A 20187-nucleotide genomic window follows, 5' to 3' on the forward strand; every position below is an offset into this window, starting at 1 on the left:
ATAGCGGGGCGCTGGTGATGGAGTTACGGCATTTGCGCTACTTTATTGCCGTCGCCGAGGAACTGAACTTCCGGCGCGCCGGCGAGCGTATTCACATGGATCAGAGCCCGTTGTCGCGGGCTATCCGGGATCTTGAAGAGGAACTGGGTGTTCCGTTGTTCGTTCGTCTGCCACGTGCGCTCCAGCTCACTCCGGCCGGGCTGAAGCTGCTGACGGAATGCCGCAAGCTCCTGATCCGGTTGGAGCGAGTCAAGCTGACGGTGCGCCACACTCATACCCTGTACCAGGCGCCGCTGAGCATCGGCGTGGCGGATGGTATCGCGCAGCCGAAGTTGTCCAAATGCCTGAACCGCTGGCGCCTGGTGGCACCGGAGGTTCCCCTTGAGATCGCGGAGATGCGGGCCTATGAGTTGGCCAGCGCGCTCAGGAGCGAGGACGTCGATGTGGGCTTCTCCTTCGGCATCCCGGATGACGAAGCCATTGCCCAGACGCCCGCATGGCGCTACCGAGTCATGGCGCTGGTGCCGCGCGACCACGAGCTTGCCAAGCACTCCACGATACCGCTGTCCGAACTGCTAGCCTTTCCGCTGTTGTCCTGCAACGAGGAGCGTCTACCTGGTCTTCTCGCACAGATGCGAGCCATCGTCCGGAAGTACACCGAGCAGGTAACGCCCGCGGGTGCTGCCAGCACGCTGTCGGGCTACGTGACACGCATTGCTGCGGGCGTCGGCGTGGGCCTGGCCGACGCCGGGCACACATGGTCGGTGCAGCGCGACGACGTGCTTGCACTGCCGCTGGCCGAGGAAGAGCACGTCACCACGTTCGTGCTGCACAAGCACCAGCGTTTCGGAATCGCCGAACCACTGCAGCGGTTCCTTGCCCACGTCAGCACTTTGTCATGAAAGTTACCGGCGGCGGCGATCCGGCGCCGTCCTTCGCCTCATCGGTCTTGGACGCCGGGCGCCTGGGCAAGGATGCTCCTGATCTGAAAAGCTGGGGTCACTACGCCCTCAGTTTCCTGGAGTCCAGCAAGCCTACTGCGTTTTCCTGAGACGTACCCGCCAGCCTTCGCCGAGCTACGCCCACATGGGTGTACCGCACGGCACTTCGATTCCAGACTCAGGCGATGCGCTCATTTGGGCGCAACGCATGGCGCGCATGCGCTGAAAGGAGTCGGACGTGGCATTCGGATCGGGAACCGGCGAGGGCGGCACCTCGCATGTCCAGACGGGCATCCTGCTCGGCCAGATCGCGGCCGTCCTCGGCGTGACCCTGGGCGGGGTGTGGTGCGCCACCCAGTGGACCGCCCATGCGCTTGGATATCAGGAACAACTGGGTCCTGCATGGGTCAATTTGGCAGGCCTGCCGGTCTACGTGCCCTGGAAACTGTTCGAGTGGTGGTACTGGTACGACGCCTATGCGTCCGGCATCTTCCTGCGCGGCGGCGCCATCGCAGCGGCCAGCGGCCTGCTCGCCACGGGCGTCGCGATCGGCATGGCGGTGTGGCGCTCGCGCGTGGCGCGCCGCGTCACCACCTACGGCTCCGCGCGCTGGGCCGAGGACGACGACATCCGCAAGGCAGGCCTGCAGGAGCCCGCCGGCGTCTTCCTCGGCCGCAAGGATGAGCGCTACCTGCGGCACGCTGGCCCCGAGCACGTGATGGCTTTCGCGCCCACGCGCTCCGGCAAAGGGGTGGGCCTCGTGGTCCCCACGCTGCTGTCCTGGCCAGGCTCAGCCGTGATCCACGACATCAAGGGCGAGAACTGGACGCTCACGGCTGGCTGGCGCGCGCGCTATTCGCACTGCCTGCTGTTCAACCCCACCGATCCGAGGTCGGCCGCCTACAACCCGCTGCTCGAAGTCCGCCTCGGTACGCACGAGGTGCGCGACGTGCAAAACATCGCGGACATCCTGGTCGATCCCGAAGGCGCGCTGGAGCGGCGCAATCACTGGGAGAAGACCTCGCACGCGCTGCTGGTGGGCGCCATCCTGCATGTGCTGTACGCCGGCGAGGACAAGACCCTGCGCGGCGTCGCCAACTTCCTGTCGGACCCGGCGTGCCCCTTCGAGGTGACGCTGCACCGGATGATGACGACGAGGCACCTTGGCGACGTGCCGCATCCGGTCGTCGCCTCGGCCGCGCGCGAAGTCCTCAACAAGAGTGACAACGAACGCTCTGGCGTGCTGTCCACGGCCATGTCCTTCCTGGGCCTCTACCGTGACCCCACGGTGGCCCAGGTGACCTCGCGCTGCGACTGGCGCATCGCGGACCTGATCTCGGCCGAGCACCCGGTGTCGCTGTACCTGGTCGTGCCGCCCTCGGACATCAGCCGCACCAAGCCGCTGATCCGCCTGATCCTCAACCAGATCGGCCGGCGCCTGACTGAATCGCTCGACGGCTCCGACGGCATCGCGCGCCGCCACAAGCTGCTGCTGATGCTCGACGAGTTCCCCGCGCTCGGACGCCTGGACTTCTTCGAGTCGGCCTTGGCCTTCATGGCGGGCTACGGCCTGCGCGCCTTCCTGATCGCCCAGTCGCTCAACCAGATCGACAAGGCCTACGGCCAGAACCATTCGATCCTGGACAACTGCCACGTGCGCATTGCCTACGCGAGCAACGACGAACGCACGGCCAAGCGCATTTCCGACGCGCTGGGCACCGCCACCGAGCTGCGCGCGCAGCGCAACTATGCCGGACACCGGCTCGCCCCGTGGCTGGGCCATCTGATGGTTTCGCGCCAGGAGACGGCGCGCCCGCTGCTCACGCCCGGCGAAGTGATGCAACTGCCGCCCGACGATGCCGTGGTGATGGTCTCCGGTCATCCGCCGATCCGTGCCCTCAAGATCCGCTACTACCTCGACCGCAACTTCACGCAGCGCGTGAAGAAGGCCCCGGTGCTCACCGCGGGTAGGCGCTATGCGGATGCTCCGCCAGCGCGGGAGGACGACTGGAGCGGGCTTGCGCCGTTGGCCGCGCCCATCCTCGACATGGCGCTTGCCGGCCAGGTCGGCGCCGTGGATGACGGCGGCCGGCAGCAGCAGCCCGAGCTGGGCGAGGTGAGCTACGTGCCGCAGCCCGAACCCGCCACCGACGACCTGGGCCTGCTCGATGACGACGACGTGCCGCTGCCCCTGCCGACGCAGCTCGATCCGCGCCTGCAGCGCGCCGCGCGCCTGGCCGCGCTCGACCCTGACGACGGGATTGCGCTATGAGCCGCGCCCGCCTGAACATCTTCCTCGAGCGGGACCACGCGCGCCGGCTCGACGAGCTGGCCGCGATGAAGGGCCTGTCCAAGTCCTCGATCATCGCTGCCGCGCTGTCGTCGTTCCTGTCGCCCGACAGCGGCGACCAGCGCGAGGCCGCCATCGCCAAGCGCCTGGACCGCCTCTCGCGCCAGCTAGATAAGCTCGAACGCGACCAGAACATCTTGATCGAGACCGTGGCGCTGTACGTGCGCTACTTCCTGACCGTCAGCACGCCGGTGCCCGAGGCGCACCAGGAGGCGGCGCGCGCGCAGGGGCGGGCGCGCTTCGAGCAGTTCATCGAACAGCTCGGCCGCCACCTGCTGCGCGGGCGCAGCCTGGTCAAGGACGTGTACGAGGAGATCCAACCGGAGGACGGCCAGTTCTTCGGGCTCGATGCTTCCACGGGAGACCATCGGCCGGCGACTCCGGCCGGCAGCAAACCGGAGGCTGCGCCGTGACCGAGCCGCTGCCCAAGCCCGCGGCCCCGGCCTCGCTGGCGCTGGACCGTCGCATCCGGATGCTGCGCACGGCGATGGGGCCGGAGATCGCGCAGGCCCTGGCCGACCCCGACGTGGTCGAAGTGCTGCTCAATCCCGATGGCTCGCTGTGGCTGGACCGGCTGGGCACCGGCCGCGCGCCGATGGGCGTCACTCTGTCGCCCGCGGACGGCGAACGCATCATCCGCCTGATCGCCGCGCACGTACGCGCCGAAGTGCATGCGGGCAAGCCGTTAGTGACCGCTGAATTGCCCGAGACCGGCGAGCGCTTCGAAGGCGCGCTGCCGCCCGTGACACCGGGTCCGGTCTTCGCGCTGCGCAAACGCGCCGTCGCGCTGATCCGCCTGGAGGACTACGTGGTCGACGGCATCCTGACGGCCGACCAGGCTGCGTTCCTGCGCACGGCCGTGCGTAATCGCCAGAACATCCTGATCGCCGGCGGCACCAGCACCGGCAAGACCACGCTCGCCAACGCGCTGCTCGATGAGGTGGCCGCCACCGGCGACCGCGTGATCGTGCTCGAAGACACGGTGGAACTGCAGTGCACGGCACACGACCACGTGCCGCTGCGCACGCGGCCCGGCGTCGTCAGCATGACGGAACTGGTGCGCTCCACGCTGCGCCTGCGGCCGGACCGCATCGTCGTCGGCGAGGTGCGCGGCCCCGAGGCGCTGGACCTGCTCAAGGCCTGGGGCACGGGGCACCCGGGCGGCATCGCCACCGTGCATGCGGGCTCGCCCGTCGGTGCGCTGACGCGGCTCGAACAGCTCGTGCAGGAGGTGTCGATGAACGTGCCGCGCGCGCTGATCGCCGAGACCGTCAACGTCATCGTCTTCATCGCCGGGCGCGGCCGCACGCGGCGCGTCGAGGCCATCGCGCGCGTCACCGGCCTCGACGGGAACAGCTACCGGCTCGACCACGAGCTGGCGGCCACGCCGCTGCCATCCCTTCCTTCATCCCCTTCCGTTCCAGGAGAAACGCCATGACGACTTCGTTCTTTTCCGTAAATCCGCTTGCGCACCAATCGGTGCGGGCCGCGCGCATGCGCCTGGTTCTGCAGGGGCTGGGCCTAGCGTCGCTGCTGCTCGTGGTCGCGCTGCCGGCACACGCCGCTGGCTCCAGCATGCCCTGGGAGGCGCCGCTGGAATCTATTCTCGAATCCATCCAGGGGCCGGTGGCGCGCATCGTGGCGGTCATCATCATCATCGCGACGGGCCTGACGCTCGCTTTCGGCGATACCTCGGGCGGGTTCCGCAAGCTGGTGCAGATCGTCTTCGGCCTGTCGATCGCGTTCGCTGCATCGAGCTTCTTCCTGTCGTTCTTCTCGTTCTCGGGCGGGGCGGTGCTGGCATGAATGCGCAGGACGTACCGGGCTTCGCGGTGCAGGGCTTCGAAGTTCCTCTTCACCGCTCGCTGACCGAGCCCATCCTGCTCGGCGGCGCTCCGCGCACCGTGGCGATTGCCAACGGCACGCTGGCCGCAGCCGTCGGCCTCGGGCTGCAGCTCTGGATTCCCGGGCTGGTGCTGTGGCTGGTCGGCCATTTGCTCGCGGTCTGGGGTGCGCGCGCGGACCCGCAGTTCATGCAGGTCTTCGCGCGCCACATCAAGCAGCGCGCACTGCTCGACGTGTAGCGGATGCGAGGACGATGCGATGCTGAACCTCGCCGAATACCGCCAGCGCCCCGCGCTGCTGGCCGACTGGCTACCCTGGGCCGGGCTGGTCGCGCCCGGCGTGGTGCTGAACAAGGACGGCTCGTTCCAGCGCACGGCGCGCTTCCGCGGCCCGGACCTGGACAGTGCGACGCAGGGCGAGCTGGTCTCCGTCACCGCGCGCCTGAACAACGCGCTGCGCCGGCTCGGCTCGGGCTGGGCGCTTTTCGTCGAGGCCGAGCGCCTGCCTGCGGCGGACTATCCGCGCTCGGAGTTTCCCGAGCCGCTGTCGTGGCTGGTGGAGGAAGAGCGGCGTGCTGCCTTCGAGGAGTCGGCCAGCCACTTCGAGAGCCGCTACCACCTGACTTTGCAGTACCTGCCGCCGGAAGAGTCCCGCGCCCGTGCGGCGGGCCTGCTGTACGAGAACCGGCCCAGCGAAGGCGTGGACTGGCACGAACGTCTGACGGCCTTCGTGGCGGAGACCGACCGGGTGCTCGACCTGCTGGATGGCGTGATGCCCGAGATCGCCCGGCTGGACGATGCGCAGACGCTCGCCTACCTGCACGGCACGGTGTCCACCCGCCGTCATCCCTTGGCGGTGCCCGAGGTGCCCATGCACCTCGATGCACTGCTGGCCGACGCCCCGCTGGTCGGCGGCCTCGCGCCCATGCTGGGCGACCAGCACCTGCGGGTGCTGACGGTGCGCGGCTTCCCGACTTCGACCTGGCCGGGCATCCTCGACGACCTGAACCGGCTGGGCTTCGCCTACCGCTGGTCCACGCGCTTCCTGTGCATGGACAAGGCCGAGGCGGAGAAGGAACTGACGCGCCTGCGGCGGCAGTGGTTCGCGAAGCGCAAGAACATCGTGGCGCTGCTGCGCGAGACCATCTTCCAGCAGGAGAGCGTGCTGGTCGACACGGACGCGAGCAACAAGGCGGCGGATGCCGACGCCGCGCTGCAGGCATTGGGCAGCGACCAGGTGGCCTTCGGCTACCTCACCGCCACGGTGGTCGTGATGGACGCTGCTGCGGGCGCGGCCGACGAGAAGCTGCGGCAGGCCGAGCGGGTGATCCAGGGCCGGGGCTTCGTGACCATCCCCGAGACGCTGAATGCCGTGGAAGCGTGGCTGTCGTCGATTCCCGGGAACGCCTACGCCAACGTGCGCCAGCCCATCGTCTCCACGCTGGGGCTCGCGCACATGATGCCGGTGTCCGCCGTGTGGGCCGGGCAGGAGCGCAATGCGCACCTCGACGGCCCGCCGCTGATCGTGACGCGCACGGATGGCGCGACGCCGTTCCGGTTCGTCACACACATCGGCGACGTGGGCAACACGCTGGTGGTCGGCCCGATCGGCATGGGCAAGTCGGTGCTGCTGGCGACGATGGCGCTGCAGTTCCGCCGCTACGCGGGCTCGCGCATCTTCGCATTCGACTGGGGACGCTCGATCCGCGCGACCGTCCTGGGGCTGGGCGGCGAGCACTACGACCTGGGCCGCGCGGACGGTGACGAGAACGGGGAGAGCGCCATTGCCTTCCAGCCGCTGGCGCGCATCGACCGTGAGGGCTACCGCACGTGGGCGGCCGAGTGGATCGAGGGGCGGCTGATCCAGGAGGGCGTGGCGGTTGGCCCGGACGAGCGCGAGGCCGTCTGGTCGGCGCTCGGCAGCCTGGCCAGCGCCCCGGTGGAGCAGCGCACGCTCACGGGCCTGTCGGTGCTGCTGCAATCCAACGCGCTGCGCCAGGCGCTCGCGCCCTACGTGCTGGGCGGCGCGCACGGCCGGCTGCTGGACGCCGACCACGACTGGCTGGGCAGCGCGGACGTGCAGGGCTTCGAGATGGAGGAGCTGATGGCCAGCAAAGCCGCGGCGCTGGCCGTGCTGCGTTATCTGTTCGCGCGCTTCGAGGAGCGGCTGGACGGTGCGCCCACGCTGCTGATCCTCGACGAGGCCTGGCTGTTCCTCGACGACCCGGTGTTCGCGGCGCGCATCCGCCAGTGGCTCAAGACCTTGCGCAAGAAGAACGTCAGCGTCGTCTTCGCCACGCAGAGCCTGGCCGACATCGAGGGCTCGGCCATCGCGCCCGCCATCGTGGAGAGCTGCGCGAGCCGGGTCTTTCTCCCCAACCCGCAAGCCACGGAGCCGCAGATCCGCAAGATCTACGAGAGCTTCGGTCTGAACGCGCGGCAGATCGGCATCGTCGCGCAGGCGCAATCCAAGCAGGACTACTACTACCAGTCGCGGCTGGGCAACCGCGTGTTCGACCTGGACCTGGGCCCGGTGGCGCTCGCCTTCGCCGGCGCCTCGACCCCCGCGCACCAGCGCGACATCGACGCCGTGCTCGCGGCACACGGTGCCCCGGACTTCGCGGCCCACTGGCTGCGCCACTGCAGCCTGCATTGGGCTGCCGACCTCATTGATCCACCACCACCCGAAGGAGTCTCGCCATGACCCCCATCGCTTCGTTCAAACCCCGCCCCTTCAAGGGCCGCGTCCTTGCGCTGGCGGTTGCTGGCGCGCTTGCACTCGGCGTCACCCAGCCTGCCCATGCGCTGTTCGGCATCGGCGACATCGTGTTCGACCCCTCGAACTATGCGGAGAACGTGTTGACCGCCGCGCGCATGCTGGAGCAGATCAACAACCAGATCCGCCAGCTCCAGAACGAGGCGCAGATGCTGATGAACCAGGCGCGCAACCTGACCAGCCTTCCGTTCAGCGTGCTGGCCGACCTGCGTGCGACGCTGGACGCGACCAACCAGCTCATCCAGCAGGCACAGGGGATGGCCTTCACCGTCTCGCAGATGGAGACGGATTTCCTGCGCCTGTACCCGGAGTCGTACACCGCTGCGATCTCGGGTACGCAGATGGGGCTCGACGCGCGCACGCGCTGGCGCAACTCGCTCGAGGCGCTGCGCACCGCCACCAAGGTGCAGTCGCAGGCCGTGCAGAACTTTGCGGCCGACGAGCGCGCACTAACCGACCTGGTGAATCGCAGCCAGTCGGCCACGGGCGCGCTGCAGGCGATGCAGGCCACCAACCAGTTGCTCGCGCTCCAGTCGCGCCAGGCGATCCAGGCGCAGCAGCTCCAGATTACCCAGGACCGCGCCGCGGCGCTGGAGCAGGCACGCCAGGTCGCGGTGCACGAGCGCGCGCGCGAGGTGCGCCGGCGCTTCCAGGGCGACGGCACGCCGTACACGCCGGCGGCCGTCAACTTCTACGGCAACTGAAGGAGGGCAGGTCATGCGACGCGTCCATTGTCTGATCCTGTGTGCGCTGGCGCTGGCCGCCTGCGAGAAGAGGCCGCCGCCCATCGAGAGCGTCGAATCGCTGGTGGCCAACCCCGAGCGGCTGAAGGCGCTGCGCGAGGCCTGCAAGGCCGATCACGCCAAGGTTGGCGATGCGCAGTGCAACGCGGTGGCGGAAGCCTCGCGCCGACGCTTCATGGCTGGCGGCCAATCGCCCTATGCGAGCGATCCGGTGAAGCCGCCTGCACCGCCGGCGGCCGAGTCGGCGCCGTCTGCAGCGAAGGACTGATGCCGTGGGCGACGTTGGCGTCATCGACCGCTTCCTCGACGTTTTCTCGCGCTACATCGACTCGGGCTTCGGCCTGCTGGGCGGCGAGGTCGCGTTCCTGACGGCCACGCTGGTGCTGATCGACATGACGCTCGCCGGCCTGTTCTGGGCCATGAGCAACGCGAGCGGCGGTGGCGGCGACGAGGTGATCGCCAAGCTCATCAAGAAGGTGCTCTACGTGGGGGCCTTCGCCTACATCATCGGCAACTTCAACACGCTCGCCGGCATCATCTTCCGGTCGTTCGCGGGCCTGGGGCTGACCGCTTCCGGCTCGGCGCTGACGCAGGCGCAGCTGCTGCAGCCGGGCCGGCTCGCGCAGGTCGGCATCGACGCCGCGCGGCCGATCATGGCGCAGATCGGCGACCTGGCGGGCTTCCCCGAGGTGTTCGCCAACCTGGACCTGATCGTGGTGCTGGGGCTGGCCTGGCTGGTGGTCGTCGTGAGTTTCTTCGTGCTCGCGGTGCAATTGTTCGTCACCCTGATCGAGTTCAAGCTGACGACCCTGGCCGGCTTCGTTCTCGTGCCGTTCGCGCTGTGGAACAAGACATCGTTCCTTGCCGAGCGGGTGCTGGGCAACGTGGTGTCCTCGGGCATCAAGGTGCTGGTGCTGGCCGTGATCGTGGGCATCGGCACCGGGCTGTTCGGCGAGTTCACCGCGCCGACCGGCACCGAGCCGAGCATCGACCATGCGCTGACGATCATGCTGGCCTCGATCGCGCTGTTCGGGCTCGGCATCTTCGGTCCCGGCATCGCGACCGGTCTGGTGGCTGGCGCGCCGCAGCTTAGCGCGGGCGCGGCGGCCGGGACCGTGGTTGGCGGCGCAGGATTGGCTGTCGCCGGTGGCGCCGCGGTTGCCGGCGCCGGCGCGGCGGTCGCAGCCGGGGCGCGCTTGGCGCCCGGCGCCGCGCGCAGCGTGATCGGCGGCGCGGCGGCTGCAGGCCGTTCTGCAGGCTCGCTCGCCAGCGGCGCGCGCTCAGCCTACGCGGCCGGTGCCGCGGCCTCGGGTGGCAGCGGCATGCGCGCCGCCGGCGCGGGCCTGGCCAATGTCGCGCGCAGCGGCGCCGGCGCTGTCGGCGACCGCGTTGCGTCGGGCGCCAAGGCCATGCGCGACCGCGTGGCGAACTTCGTCGCCGTGGCCGCCGCGCCGCCGGCTGCTGCCGCAACGGCATCCACAGACACGGCAGCCACTCCCAGCGCGCCGCCCGCCTGGGCGCAGCGGCTTCAGCGACACCAGCGCCTCGCGCACGGCGCGACCGTCGCCGCCCACACGCTGCGCTCGGGCGACAGCGGCGGCAGCGGTGCCAGCCCCAGCCTGCGCGATGACAGCTAAGGAGAACCCTTCATGCGATTCAAACGACCCCAGGTGCGCTACTCGGACACGCCGGCGCCCGTTACGCCCTACCAGGCTGCCGCGCAGGCGTGGGACGAGCGCATCGGTTCGGCCCGCGTGCAGGCCAGGAACTGGCGCTTCATGGCCTTCGGATGCCTCACCCTCGCGCTGCTGATGGCCGGCGGGCTTGTCTGGCGCTCGGCGCAGTCCATCGTCACGCCCTATGTCGTCGAGGTGGACCAGGCCGGGCAGGTGCGCGCCGTCGGCGAGGCCGCCACGCCGTACCGGCCCCAGGACGCGCAGATCGCGCACCAGCTCGCGCGTTTCATCACCGACGTGCGATCGCTCTCCATCGACCCCATCGTCGTGCGGCGCAACTGGCTCGAAGCCTACGACTACACCACGGACCGGGGCGCGGCCACGCTCAACGACTACGCGCGCACCAACGACCCGTTCTCGCGCATCGGGCAGAACTCGGTGGCCGTGGAGGTGACCAGCGTCGTGCGGGCCAGCGACTCCTCGTTCCAGGTGCGCTGGGTCGAGCGCGCATTCGTGAACGGCGCGCCGGCCGGCACCGAGCGCTGGACCGCCGTGCTGTCCATCGTGCTGCAGCCGCCGCGCAGCGAAGAGAAATTGCGCAAAAACCCCCTGGGCATCTACGTCAACGGTCTGTCGTGGAGCCGTGAACTCGATGCGACCGAAGGAGCGAAGAAGCCATGAATCGACCATTCCGCCTTTACGTTTTGCCGGCACTGTGCATTGCGGGCCTGTCCGGCTGCGCGTCGCAGGGCACGCCGCCGCCGGCCATCACGCTGGACGAACCCGTGCAGGCGCAGCGCCTGCCCGATCCGCCCACGCCTATCGAAGTGGTCGAGGTGCCAAAGCCCTTGCCGCTGCCGGCGCAGATGAAGGCGCTACCGACCACCGAGACGCTGCCGCCGGCGCCCGAGTCCGCCGACGAGAAGCTGCGCGTGTCCAAGGCCAACGACGAGGCGCGCATCGCGCCCTCGCGCGAAGGCTATGTCAACGCGATCCAGGTCTGGCCTTTCACCGACGGTGCGCTGTACCAGGTCTACACGAGCCCGGGCCGCGTCACCGTCATCGCGCTTCAGGAGGGGGAGGAGCTGGTGACGGTCTCGGCCGGCGACACAGTGCGCTGGATCGTGGGCGACACCGCCAGCGGCACCGGGCCGTCGCAGCGCGTCAACGTGATGGTCAAGCCCACGCGCACGGGCCTGAAGACCAACATGGTCATCACGACCAACCGGCGCACCTACCTGATCGAGCTGTCCTCGACGCCGCAGGCCTGGATGGCCTCGGTGTCCTGGGACTACCCGCGGGACCGCATGGTGGCGCTGCAGAAGCAGGCGCGCGAGGCGCACGCCGCGGCGCCGGTGGATTCAGGGCTGTCGCTGGAGAACCTTCGCTTCCGCTACGCGATCAGCGGCGACAGCCCGCCCTGGAAGCCGCTGCGCGCCTTCGACGACGGGCAGAAGGTCTACATCCAATTCCCGGGCGGCATCGCGCAGGGCGAGCTGCCGCCGCTGTTCGTGATCGGGCCGCAGGGCGACGGCCAGCTCGTGAACTACCGCTTCCGCGCGCCGTACTACATCGTGGACAGGCTGTTCGGCGCGGCCGAACTGCGCCTGGGCGGCGGCAAGGGCGTCAAGGGAGAAGTGGTGCGCATCGAGCGCACCGATGGCGTGCCGCGCGCTTCGGGTGGCAGCGCGGGGAGCAGCGGATCATGAGCGAGGCCGCTGCCGTTCAGCCCAAAGCCGATCCCGAGGCGATGGCGTTGCGCGCTTCGCCGCGCCCGGTGGTCCGGCTCAACCGCCGCATGCTGGCCGTGATCGCCGGCACGCTGGCGACCGTGGTGCTGGGTGCAACGCTGTGGTCGCTGCAGCCGCACCGGCGCGAGCGCAATCCGGCGGCCGAGCTGTACAACGTCGACCGCATCGCCAAGGCCGAGAGCCTGGACCGGCTGCCGAAAGACTACGCCGGGGTGGCCCGGCCGGCGCTGCCGCCCGCGGTGCCGCAGCTGGGGGAGCCGCTGCCAGGCGACCTGGGGCCGGCCATTGTCAGGTCGCAGCAGCCGGTGGAGGCGCGCGCGCAGGGCGCCGATGCCGCGCACGCGGCGCGCCTGGCGGCCGAGGAAGCAGCGCGCTCGGGCGTGTTCTTCCGTGCGACTGGCGGCACTCCGGCCGGCGCGACGCCGGCGCAGGCACCAGCGGGCGAGGGACGCAGCGCGCAGCCATTCGATGCGTTGGCAGGCGCGCTGGCGCCAGCCGCTGCGCAGCCCGCCGATCCGACGGCCGTGCAGAACCGCCAGGAGCAGAAGGAAGCATTCCTGAATGCCGGGTCCGCACAGACCCGCAATTCCGGCACTCTGCAGCTGCCGGCTTCGCCCTACCAGGTGATGGCCGGCACGGTGATCCCCGCGGCGCTGGTCACGGGCATCAAGTCCGACCTGCCGGGCGACGTGATCGCCACGGTGACGGAGCCGGTCTACGACACGGCCACCGGCAAGTACCTGCTGATCCCGCAGGGCTCGCGCATCCTGGGCAAGTACAACAGCCAGGTCAGCTACGGCCAGAGTCGGGTGCAGGTGGTGTGGAACCGGGTGATCCTGCCGGACACCTCCTCGTTCAAGATGGACAACCTGGTGGGCACCGACCCGGCCGGCTATGCGGGCCTGGAGGATGGCGTGGACTGGCACTGGGACCGCATCTTCGCGGGTGCGGCGTTGACCACGCTGCTGGGCATCGGCGCCGAGCTGGCCGCACCAGAGAACCGCCAGGACGGCAACCGCGTGGTCATCGCCGGGCGGGACAGCGTGCAGGACAGCGTGAACCAGATCGGGCAGGAGATGACGCGGCGGAACATGAACATCCAGCCCACGCTGACCGAGCGCCCCGGGCTGCCGGTGCGGGTCATCGTCAACCGCGATCTGGTGTTGCGGCCGTACCAGCCGTTGTTCTTCAACCGCGGCGCCTCGAGATGACCAAGGCCCAGGTTCCGGACTGCGGCCGCGGTATCCGGTTTGCACCCATCAGCCAGCGGGCGGCGAAAGATTGGGTCACGGTCACGCATCGCCACCTGCCAGCGCCAGTCGGCGACCTGTACCGCGTCGCGTTGGAAGTCCATGGGCGGCTGGTGGCGGTCGGTGTGGCCGGCCGGCCGTGCCGGATGCTGCAGGATGGCCGGACGGCGGAACTGACCCGCGTGGCCTCGGCCGCGCCGGTGGCGGTCAATGCCTGTTCCCGGCTCTACGGCGCATTGCGCCGCGCCGGCCAGTGCATGGGGTATTTGCGCTTCGTGACCTACACGCTGCCCAGCGAGCCCGGCACCAGTCTGCGGGCGGCGGGGTTTCACTTCGATGGCCTGACGGATGGGGGCGAATGGTCGCGCCCTAGCCGGCCACGCGCAGCCGCTGTTCAGCCGGGTCCGAAATGCCGGTGGATTTTTCCGGGCCGTGACAGCGGCTTGTGGGATGACTTGAAGCCAGGGCGCCCGGCAGCGCGGTTGGTTCAACAGGGAACGCCGCGATGAGCAAGAGCAAGCTGCGATTGGGGCCGCTGCCTTCGAACACCAGCGTGAAGCTGACCTTCACGTGCCCGGCCAGCCTCAAAACCGAACTCGATCGTTATGCCGCGCTGCATGCGCAGCTCTATGGGGAGACGGTTGATTCAGCGGTGCTGATTCCACACATGCTGCAGGCATTTATGGCGCGGGATCGGGGGTTCAGGGCGCTACGGGCGAAGCCGGCCATAGCGGCACGAGTTGGTACGGTCCCGTGAATCGTGGAGCGCAGACCGTTTGATGGACGTCTGAAGGTACGTTTTATGCGCCCTTGGACACCTGCGCTTCTCGCAGCCACCGGCTCAACTCCCGCTTGCCCTTGGCATTGGCCTGCCGCCAGGCCTGCCGCGCGGCGGCGATGAAGCGCTCCTCCGCCGGGTCGGGCGCATCCGCTGCCAAGGCTTCCCTGTCAAGCCAGCCTGCATCGACGCCGCAGTGCCGTTCGATCTGCCGGGCCAACGTGTCGCCAATCGGCCGTGCGCTCTTGATCTGGCTCCACATGCTCGGCGATATCTCGAGCTTCTTCGCGAAGGCCTGGTCCAGCCCCTTGGCGGGCAAGCCCGCCGCGATGGCTTCTTCCAGGAAGCGCCGGTGGAGCAGGAGCGCATTGCGGCGGCGTGTGACGGTGGTCTGGGGCACTGTTCAAAAACAACAACGGGACAAAAAAGATTGTCGGCCCTGTTGACGCAGGAGTAAAGACTATTTACATTACATCCCACTCGCGGTTTTGGCCGCACAGATTTCAAACGCACCGACACCACCAGGAACCATCGTGAAAACCGCACTGACCCTCACCAGCATTCGACCCGCATCGGGCCGGGCGTTCGTGCGCGTCGCGTTCTTTGGTGTCCTCGGAAACCTGCCGATGTGCCATCAGCACCTGAACCCCGCGCATGCCCTGCAAGCAGGCTTGTGGGCTGGCGCATACGAGGATCAGGTGCTACCGGGTGGAGGAAGCGCGTAGGCGCGCACCTCCCAAGCTCTCTTCACAGAGGCCCGGACACCGCAAGGTTCCGGGCCTTTTTTGTTTTTCAACCTGGGCGGCATGCCGCTCGCCACCCTCGCAGTGCCATGCATCGCCATGGCCTGCCCTTGCGGTGATCGCGCCGCATGGCATCCGGTTTGATCCGGGGATGTTCATTAACAACTTGCCGCGGGGCGTGGCCGGACACTGGACCGGCGCACTGTCCCCGCATGACGCGGACCCTGGGCCTCGGCCCGGTGTCCGCTCCATTTCGGGTGTGTCTTCACCACACCGCCGGAGATCAGCCGCGTGGACGGTCTGGCGGAATGTGCAGGAACGTGGACCACTCCTGTGCAGCGATGTCGACGGAGCAGCGCGCCTGGCGCCTTGTTCATCGCGTGAGGGCACAACCGAAATGGATCCTTCCAAGCCCCGGTGACGGAACCGGCATACGTGTCCGCCTTAGAAGCGGAATTCTGGGAGTTCGACTCTCCCCTGGGGCACCAGTTTTTTCTCTGGGTGTAATGTCAATCAGGTAGACGGCCTGCCTTGGAAGCAGGAGGCTGCAGGTTCAAATCCTGCCATTCAGACCAATCCTTTTCCCTTGCACGTGTAGCTCAATTGGCAGAGCACTGGTCTCCAAAACCAGCGGTTGAAAGTTCGACTCCTTCCACGCGCGCCACTCCTTTCTTTTTTCATTCTCCCGCGTTAGCTCAATGGACCAGAGCACCTGCCTACGAAGCAGGGGGTTGCACCTTGCTCGCGCTGCAGCGCTCGGCCTTCGGCCCGTCGCTGCGCGACGTCCTGCCCGCTGCTGCGGGCAGCGCGAGTCGTGCACGTGGGACCACTTGCCTGCAACCTGAATCACCACGGGTCACCAATCTCACGAAATCACCTCCATCCCCATCACTCACCAAAGGAGCCCCCATGCGCCATCACATCGACCCGATCCGCACGATCACCGTGCCTCCAGTCCGGCCGCGCAACCCGGTGGTCCTGGCCGTGATGCAGCGCCTGGGATCCCTGCCCGGCCGCCGGTGTGCCGAGGAGACGCGCACGCGCGAACGCCTGGCGCGCATGGACCCCGACCAGCGCGTGCGGGAAATCGGTGAGTGGTAACACCGGACACGCATTTCCCGAGAGCCCATCCAGCCCCTTAGCTCAGAGGCAGAGCAGCCGGTCGATAACCGGCAGGTCGACGTTTCGAAACCGTCAGGGGCTACCAGTTTCGTGGTGCGCGTAGCTCAATGGCAGAGCTGCGGGTTGTGGTCCCGCCGGCAACGGTTCGATCCCGTTCGCGCACCCCACTTTCTCTTTCTCTCCATGGCGGAATCGGCAGACGCGCCAGCTTCAAACCCTGGAGCCCTCGGGCATGTCCGTTCGAGTCGGACTGGAGAGACCACCACGCGCCCGTAGCTCAGCGGACAGAGCGCTGCCCTCCGAAGGCAGAGGCCGGAGATTCGACGTCTCCCGGGCGCGCCATCGCATTCATACCAACTCTCAAGGGAGACCATCATGGAACTCATGAAGAACGTCCAGGCCTGGACCGAAGGCGTCGAGGTCGAGTGGGACGCCCTGCAGCAGATCCGCAACATCGCGGGCCTGCCGATCCTCGCCGGCCACGTGGCGGTAATGCCGGACGTGCACCTGGGCAAGGGCGCCACCGTGGGCACCGTTTTGCCCACACGCGGCGCGATCATCCCGGCGGCGGTCGGTGTCGACATCGGCTGCGGCATGGCCGCGCTGCGCACCGAACTGCAGGCGGCGCAGTTGCCCGAGAGCCTGGCCGCTGTGCGCGCGGCGATCGAGGCGGCCGTGCCGGTCGGCTTCGACATACATGACGCGGAAATCAACCCGACGCACGAAGGCCCGCATGGCCGCGATCTGCGCGCGAAGATGCAGGCGCTGTTCGCGCGTTTCGAGAAGCTCGCGATCCTTACGGCGCTGCGCCGCGTGGATGCGCGCCGCATCTGGCGCCAGCTCGGCACGCTGGGCGGCGGCAACCACTTCATCGAGTTGTGCCTCGACGAGGGCGGCACCGTCTGGATCATGCTGCACTCGGGCTCGCGCAACATCGGCAAGACCATCGGCGAGGCCGCCATCGGCATGGCGCGCGAGGCGGCGCATCGCGCCGGCGTGGCGCTGCCCGACAAGGACCTCGCCTGGCTGAACGAAGGCACGGCCGAGTTCGGCCAGTACGTCGAAGCCCTGCAGTGGGCGCAGGACTATGCGGCGCTGAACCGCGAGCTGATGCTGTTCCGCGTGCTCAATGCGCTGCGTGCAGCGCTGCGGCACCCTGTGAAGCTCACCGCCCAGGTCGTGAACTGCCACCACAACTACGCCACGGTCGAGGAGCACTTCGGCGCCAAGGTGTGGATCACCCGCAAGGGTGCGGTGAGCGCGCGCGAGGGCCAGCTCGGGATCATCCCGGGCTCCATGGGCACGCGTAGCTACATCGTGCGCGGCCGCGGCAACCCGCTGGCGTACTGCTCGTGCAGCCATGGCGCGGGACGGCGCATGTCGCGCGGTGCGGCCAAGCGGATGTTCGACCTCGAGGCGCTCGCGGCGCAGACCCGCGGCGTCGAGTGCCGCAAGGACGAAGGCGTGCTGGACGAGATCCCCGGCGCCTACAAGGACATCGACACCGTGATGGCCGCGCAGGCCGATCTGGTCGAGGTCGTCCACACCCTCAAGCAGGTGCTCTGCGTGAAGGGCTGATCCGGCGGATGCGCCGGCAGCCCCGCGCGGCACCGGCCCCATTCAAAGGAGATACCGATGCATTCCACTGTCCTGCAACTGGACATCCAGGGAACACCGCAGGCCTGGATCCCGCTGGAGCAGGCCGCGCTGCACTACGCCACCGATTCGGTGGCCTGGGCCGAGGGCGAAGGCCCGCTCGCCGTGCTGCGCGGCGGCTGGAACGCGGTCACGGGTCGCCAGTCGCGGATCGAGGTGCACCCGATCATCGCCGTGCGCGGACATTCGCGCGTCAACCTGTTCGAGGTGCCGGTCGGCGTCACCAAGCACAAGCTGCTGCGGCGCGACCGCCATACCTGCGCGTACTGCGGCGAAATCCACGACGTGCGCGATCTGCAGGCCGAGCACATCGTGCCCGCCTCGCGCGGCGGCGCCTACGCGTGGATGAACCTCGTCACGGCGTGCGCCGCGTGCAATGCGCGCAAGGTGAACCGCACACCCGAGGAGGCGGGCATGCCGCTGCTGTACCTGCCCTACGTGCCGAGCCGGTACGAGGCCTTCCTGCTGGAAGGCCGCCGTATCCGCGCCGACGTGCATGAGTGGTTGGCCGCACGGCTGCCCAGGCATTCGCGGCTGCACTGAGCCTGGTGCCCGGTGCGCCGCACAACAGTTCTTTCGTGAAAGGCAATGCGCTCACAGGCAGGGGTTCCCAAGCCCCGCCGGCGTGCGATGCCCGGCCTCGCGGCCGTCGGCGTCGAATGTGCCGCCATTGCGGGAAGCGAGGGAAGCGCGATGACATGGTGTGTCACCGGGTTCGAGTCCCGGCATCGCTCCCATTGGATAGCTCAGAGGGTAGAGCAACGAGCCCATCACTCGTCTGTCGCAGGTTCGACTCCTGCTCCAAGCCAAGAACGGTCGAAAGACCATCCGCCGAACGCATCGGGAGGCATGCCGCGCAAGCGGCGTGTCACCGGTGTCAGCGGCCCGGTCCCGTGCCGGTGCCATGCGGAGCTTCGCGTCCGCGGTCAGCCAGCCGCCCACGACTTCGGTCCGGGCGGCGGCGCACCGTGGTCCCGTGCTCTGGCAGCGCCGGCCCGCCGTGCCCCTGTAACGGCCCCCTTTTTCTACACACGCTTTTTTGAAGGAGAACAACATGGAATTCAAGCGTGTCACCATTCGCAAGAACGAGCGCGGCCTGCTGCTGCGCAACGGCGACTTCGAGCGCGTCCTGGCGCCGGGTGCGCACCGGCTCTTCAGCCTCACGGACACCCTCTCGGTCGAGAAGTTCGCGCTCGAGCAGCCCGCCTTCACGCATGCCATGGCCGACTACCTGATGGCCAGGGAGCCGGAGGTGGTGGCGAAGGAGTTCGTGCGCGCCGAACTGTCCGAAACGCAGGCCGGCCTGCGCTACGAGGACGGCGTGCTGGTCGAGATCCTGCCGCCCGCGACGCGGCGCCTGTACTGGCGCGGCCTCGTGGACGTACGCGTTGACGTCGTGGACGTTTTGGCCGATCCGCGGCTGCCTGACGATCTGGCGCAGCGCCTGACGCAGACGCAGTTGCGCCAGCGCCCGGTGACGGGTCTGGCCGGCGTGCTGCAGGTGCAGGTGCCCGACCACGGCGCTGCTCTGCTGACCATCGACGGCAAGGTCACGCGCCTGCTCGAAGCGGGTAGCCATGCCTTCTGGAAGTTCGGCCGCAGCATCGCGGTGGAACTGGTCGATCTGCGCCTGCAGGCGATGGAGGTGACGGGCCAGGAGATCCTGACCAAGGACAAGGTGAGCCTGCGCCTGAACCTCGCCGCGACCTGGCGCTACACCGACGTGCTGAAGGCCCATGCCCAGCTGGCCAAGCCGGCCGAGCAGTTGTACCGTGAGTTGCAGTTCGGCCTGCGCGCCGCCGTCGGCACGCGCACGCTCGACGAGTTGCTGGAGAACAAGACGGTGATCGACGAGGTCGTTTCCGCACACGTGCGCGCCAGGCTCTCGGCCCTCGGGCTGGAGCTCGACGGCGTGGGCGTGAAGGACATCGTGCTGCCCGGCGAGATGAAGACCATCCTGGCGCAGGTGGTCGAGGCCGGCAAGTCGGCCGAGGCCAACGTGATCCGCCGCCGTGAGGAAACGGCGGCCACGCGCTCGCTGCTCAACACGGCCAAGGTGATGGAGGACAACCCCGTCGCCCTGCGCCTGAAGGAGCTGGAGACGCTGGAACGCATCTCCGAGCGCATCGACAGGATCTCCGTCTTCGGCGGTCTGGACCAGGTGCTCAACGGGCTGGTGAAGCTGGCTCCGCGCTGAGCACGACCACAAAGGGCTCCCGCTTCGGCGTGGAGCCCTTTTTCAATGAAGCCCTTCAATGCGCAGGCCTACGGCGCTCTGATCGATTTCTCGATCTTGAGACCGCGCATGCTGGCGGAATTTGCCGCGTGTAACCGGAGCTTCAAGAAACCTAGGGCCGCCAATTCAGCCTTCAGATGTCCAGCCTGAGCAGGCCCGGCATTCCCCTTCTGGGTCAAATCTTCGCCCTACTACGCCACACTGGGTGTACCAGGGCGGCTGGATGGGGCAATCTGGCGTGGATCGACACAGCGGGAGAACCGAATGTTCCAGGCCAGTAACCTTGCTTCGCAGCCCCAGCCTCAAGCCGAGCTCATGCGA

22 protein-coding genes and 9 tRNA genes are annotated in these 20187 nt (G+C 68.4%); 30 read left to right on the forward strand and 1 reads right to left on the reverse strand.

Annotation, left to right across the window (positions count from 1 at the left end; all coding sequences use genetic code 11):
* The first annotated feature begins 32 nt into the window (after positions 1–32).
* The 16 genes from QM772_RS08705 to QM772_RS08780 all read left to right on the forward strand — a co-directional run bounded on the left by QM772_RS08705 (position 33) and on the right by QM772_RS08780 (position 14088).
* On the forward strand, positions 33–902 hold the full coding sequence (locus QM772_RS08705; RefSeq protein ID WP_415135529.1) for a LysR family transcriptional regulator: 870 nt from the start codon (positions 33–35) through the stop codon (positions 900–902).
* Entirely contained in the window at positions 899–1051 is a 153-nt protein-coding gene (locus tag QM772_RS08710; protein ID WP_415135531.1) for a hypothetical protein, read from the forward strand. The genes QM772_RS08705 and QM772_RS08710 overlap by 4 nt, the downstream gene beginning before the upstream one ends.
* A 128-nt stretch (positions 1052–1179) precedes the next feature.
* Entirely contained in the window at positions 1180–3213 is a 2034-nt protein-coding gene (locus QM772_RS08715) for a conjugal transfer protein TraG (protein ID WP_415135533.1), read from the forward strand.
* Positions 3210–3704, forward strand: coding sequence for a ribbon-helix-helix protein, CopG family (locus QM772_RS08720; RefSeq protein ID WP_415135535.1), 495 nt, complete (start codon positions 3210–3212; stop codon positions 3702–3704). The genes QM772_RS08715 and QM772_RS08720 overlap by 4 nt, the downstream gene beginning before the upstream one ends.
* A 59-nt stretch (positions 3705–3763) precedes the next feature.
* On the forward strand, positions 3764–4729 hold the full coding sequence (gene trbB, locus QM772_RS08725) for a P-type conjugative transfer ATPase TrbB (RefSeq protein ID WP_415139527.1): 966 nt from the start codon (positions 3764–3766) through the stop codon (positions 4727–4729).
* Positions 4726–5097 (forward strand): TrbC/VirB2 family protein, encoded by a 372-nt coding sequence (locus QM772_RS08730; protein ID WP_415135537.1) that lies wholly within the window; start codon positions 4726–4728, stop codon positions 5095–5097. Before trbB ends, QM772_RS08730 begins: the two co-directional genes overlap by 4 nt.
* On the forward strand, positions 5094–5375 hold the full coding sequence (locus QM772_RS08735) for a VirB3 family type IV secretion system protein (RefSeq protein WP_415135539.1): 282 nt from the start codon (positions 5094–5096) through the stop codon (positions 5373–5375). The genes QM772_RS08730 and QM772_RS08735 overlap by 4 nt, the downstream gene beginning before the upstream one ends.
* Before the next feature lie 19 nt (positions 5376–5394).
* Positions 5395–7839 (forward strand): conjugal transfer protein TrbE, encoded by a 2445-nt coding sequence (gene trbE / locus QM772_RS08740; protein WP_415135541.1) that lies wholly within the window; start codon positions 5395–5397, stop codon positions 7837–7839.
* A complete protein-coding gene (gene trbJ / locus QM772_RS08745) occupies positions 7836–8615 on the forward strand; it encodes a P-type conjugative transfer protein TrbJ (RefSeq protein WP_415135543.1) in 780 nt (259 codons plus the stop codon). The genes trbE and trbJ overlap by 4 nt, the downstream gene beginning before the upstream one ends.
* Before the next feature lie 13 nt (positions 8616–8628).
* Positions 8629–8922, forward strand: a complete 294-nt coding sequence (locus tag QM772_RS08750) for an EexN family lipoprotein (protein WP_415135545.1) — start codon at positions 8629–8631, stop codon at positions 8920–8922.
* Between the two features lie 4 nt (positions 8923–8926).
* Positions 8927–10291: a P-type conjugative transfer protein TrbL gene (trbL, locus tag QM772_RS08755; RefSeq protein ID WP_415135547.1), complete on the forward strand. Its 1365-nt coding sequence runs from the start codon at positions 8927–8929 to the stop codon at positions 10289–10291.
* Between the two features lie 12 nt (positions 10292–10303).
* Positions 10304–11011: a conjugal transfer protein TrbF gene (gene trbF, locus QM772_RS08760; protein ID WP_415135549.1), complete on the forward strand. Its 708-nt coding sequence runs from the start codon at positions 10304–10306 to the stop codon at positions 11009–11011.
* Positions 11008–12039 (forward strand): P-type conjugative transfer protein TrbG, encoded by a 1032-nt coding sequence (gene trbG, locus QM772_RS08765; RefSeq protein ID WP_415135551.1) that lies wholly within the window; start codon positions 11008–11010, stop codon positions 12037–12039. The genes trbF and trbG overlap by 4 nt, the downstream gene beginning before the upstream one ends.
* Complete coding sequence (locus tag QM772_RS08770; RefSeq protein WP_415135553.1) at positions 12036–13292, forward strand: TrbI/VirB10 family protein; 1257 nt, start codon at positions 12036–12038, stop codon at positions 13290–13292. Before trbG ends, QM772_RS08770 begins: the two co-directional genes overlap by 4 nt.
* Complete coding sequence (locus QM772_RS08775; protein WP_415135555.1) at positions 13289–13840, forward strand: XF1762 family protein; 552 nt, start codon at positions 13289–13291, stop codon at positions 13838–13840. The genes QM772_RS08770 and QM772_RS08775 overlap by 4 nt, the downstream gene beginning before the upstream one ends.
* Positions 13837–14088 carry a DUF2274 domain-containing protein gene (locus QM772_RS08780; RefSeq protein ID WP_415135557.1) on the forward strand — a complete coding sequence of 84 codons (252 nt, stop codon included), beginning with the start codon at positions 13837–13839 and terminating at the stop codon, positions 14086–14088. Before QM772_RS08775 ends, QM772_RS08780 begins: the two co-directional genes overlap by 4 nt.
* 43 nt (positions 14089–14131) lie before the next feature.
* Here the strand turns inward: QM772_RS08780 and QM772_RS08785 are convergent, their stop codons facing one another.
* The gene (locus QM772_RS08785) at positions 14132–14509 is read right to left on the reverse strand and encodes a hypothetical protein (protein WP_415135559.1); all 378 of its coding nucleotides are present in this window, start codon (positions 14507–14509) and stop codon (positions 14132–14134) included.
* A gap of 133 nt (positions 14510–14642) precedes the next feature.
* Between QM772_RS08785 and QM772_RS08790 the strand changes: the two genes are divergently transcribed.
* The 14 genes from QM772_RS08790 (at position 14643) to QM772_RS08855 (ending at position 19827) form a co-directional block, all read left to right on the forward strand.
* Positions 14643–14834: a hypothetical protein gene (locus tag QM772_RS08790; RefSeq protein WP_415135561.1), complete on the forward strand. Its 192-nt coding sequence runs from the start codon at positions 14643–14645 to the stop codon at positions 14832–14834.
* A gap of 429 nt (positions 14835–15263) precedes the next feature.
* Positions 15264–15340 (forward strand) — tRNA-Leu (locus tag QM772_RS08795).
* A gap of 9 nt (positions 15341–15349) precedes the next feature.
* Positions 15350–15427: transfer RNA gene (locus tag QM772_RS08800), tRNA-Pro, on the forward strand.
* A 13-nt stretch (positions 15428–15440) separates the two neighbouring features.
* Positions 15441–15516: transfer RNA gene (locus tag QM772_RS08805), tRNA-Trp, on the forward strand.
* A gap of 20 nt (positions 15517–15536) precedes the next feature.
* Positions 15537–15681: transfer RNA gene (locus tag QM772_RS08810), tRNA-Arg, on the forward strand.
* 80 nt (positions 15682–15761) lie between these two features.
* Positions 15762–15953: a short-chain dehydrogenase gene (locus QM772_RS08815; protein WP_415135563.1), complete on the forward strand. Its 192-nt coding sequence runs from the start codon at positions 15762–15764 to the stop codon at positions 15951–15953.
* 31 nt (positions 15954–15984) lie between these two features.
* A tRNA-Ile gene (locus tag QM772_RS08820) sits at positions 15985–16059 on the forward strand.
* An 8-nt stretch (positions 16060–16067) separates the two neighbouring features.
* A tRNA-His gene (locus tag QM772_RS08825) sits at positions 16068–16141 on the forward strand.
* A gap of 10 nt (positions 16142–16151) precedes the next feature.
* Positions 16152–16236 (forward strand) — tRNA-Leu (locus tag QM772_RS08830).
* A 4-nt stretch (positions 16237–16240) separates the two neighbouring features.
* Positions 16241–16316: transfer RNA gene (locus QM772_RS08835), tRNA-Arg, on the forward strand.
* Between the two features lie 33 nt (positions 16317–16349).
* The gene (locus tag QM772_RS08840) at positions 16350–17552 is read left to right on the forward strand and encodes an RtcB family protein (RefSeq protein WP_415135565.1); all 1203 of its coding nucleotides are present in this window, start codon (positions 16350–16352) and stop codon (positions 17550–17552) included.
* A gap of 57 nt (positions 17553–17609) precedes the next feature.
* Positions 17610–18173: an HNH endonuclease gene (locus QM772_RS08845; RefSeq protein ID WP_415135567.1), complete on the forward strand. Its 564-nt coding sequence runs from the start codon at positions 17610–17612 to the stop codon at positions 18171–18173.
* Between the two features lie 194 nt (positions 18174–18367).
* Positions 18368–18439, forward strand: a tRNA-Met gene (locus QM772_RS08850).
* Between the two features lie 245 nt (positions 18440–18684).
* Positions 18685–19827 carry a slipin family protein gene (locus tag QM772_RS08855; RefSeq protein WP_415135569.1) on the forward strand — a complete coding sequence of 381 codons (1143 nt, stop codon included), beginning with the start codon at positions 18685–18687 and terminating at the stop codon, positions 19825–19827.
* The last annotated feature ends 360 nt before the right edge of the window (positions 19828–20187 follow it).

It is taken from the genome of Ottowia sp., from assembly GCF_047601385.1.
Lineage (GTDB): Bacteria > Pseudomonadota > Gammaproteobacteria > Burkholderiales > Burkholderiaceae_C > Ottowia.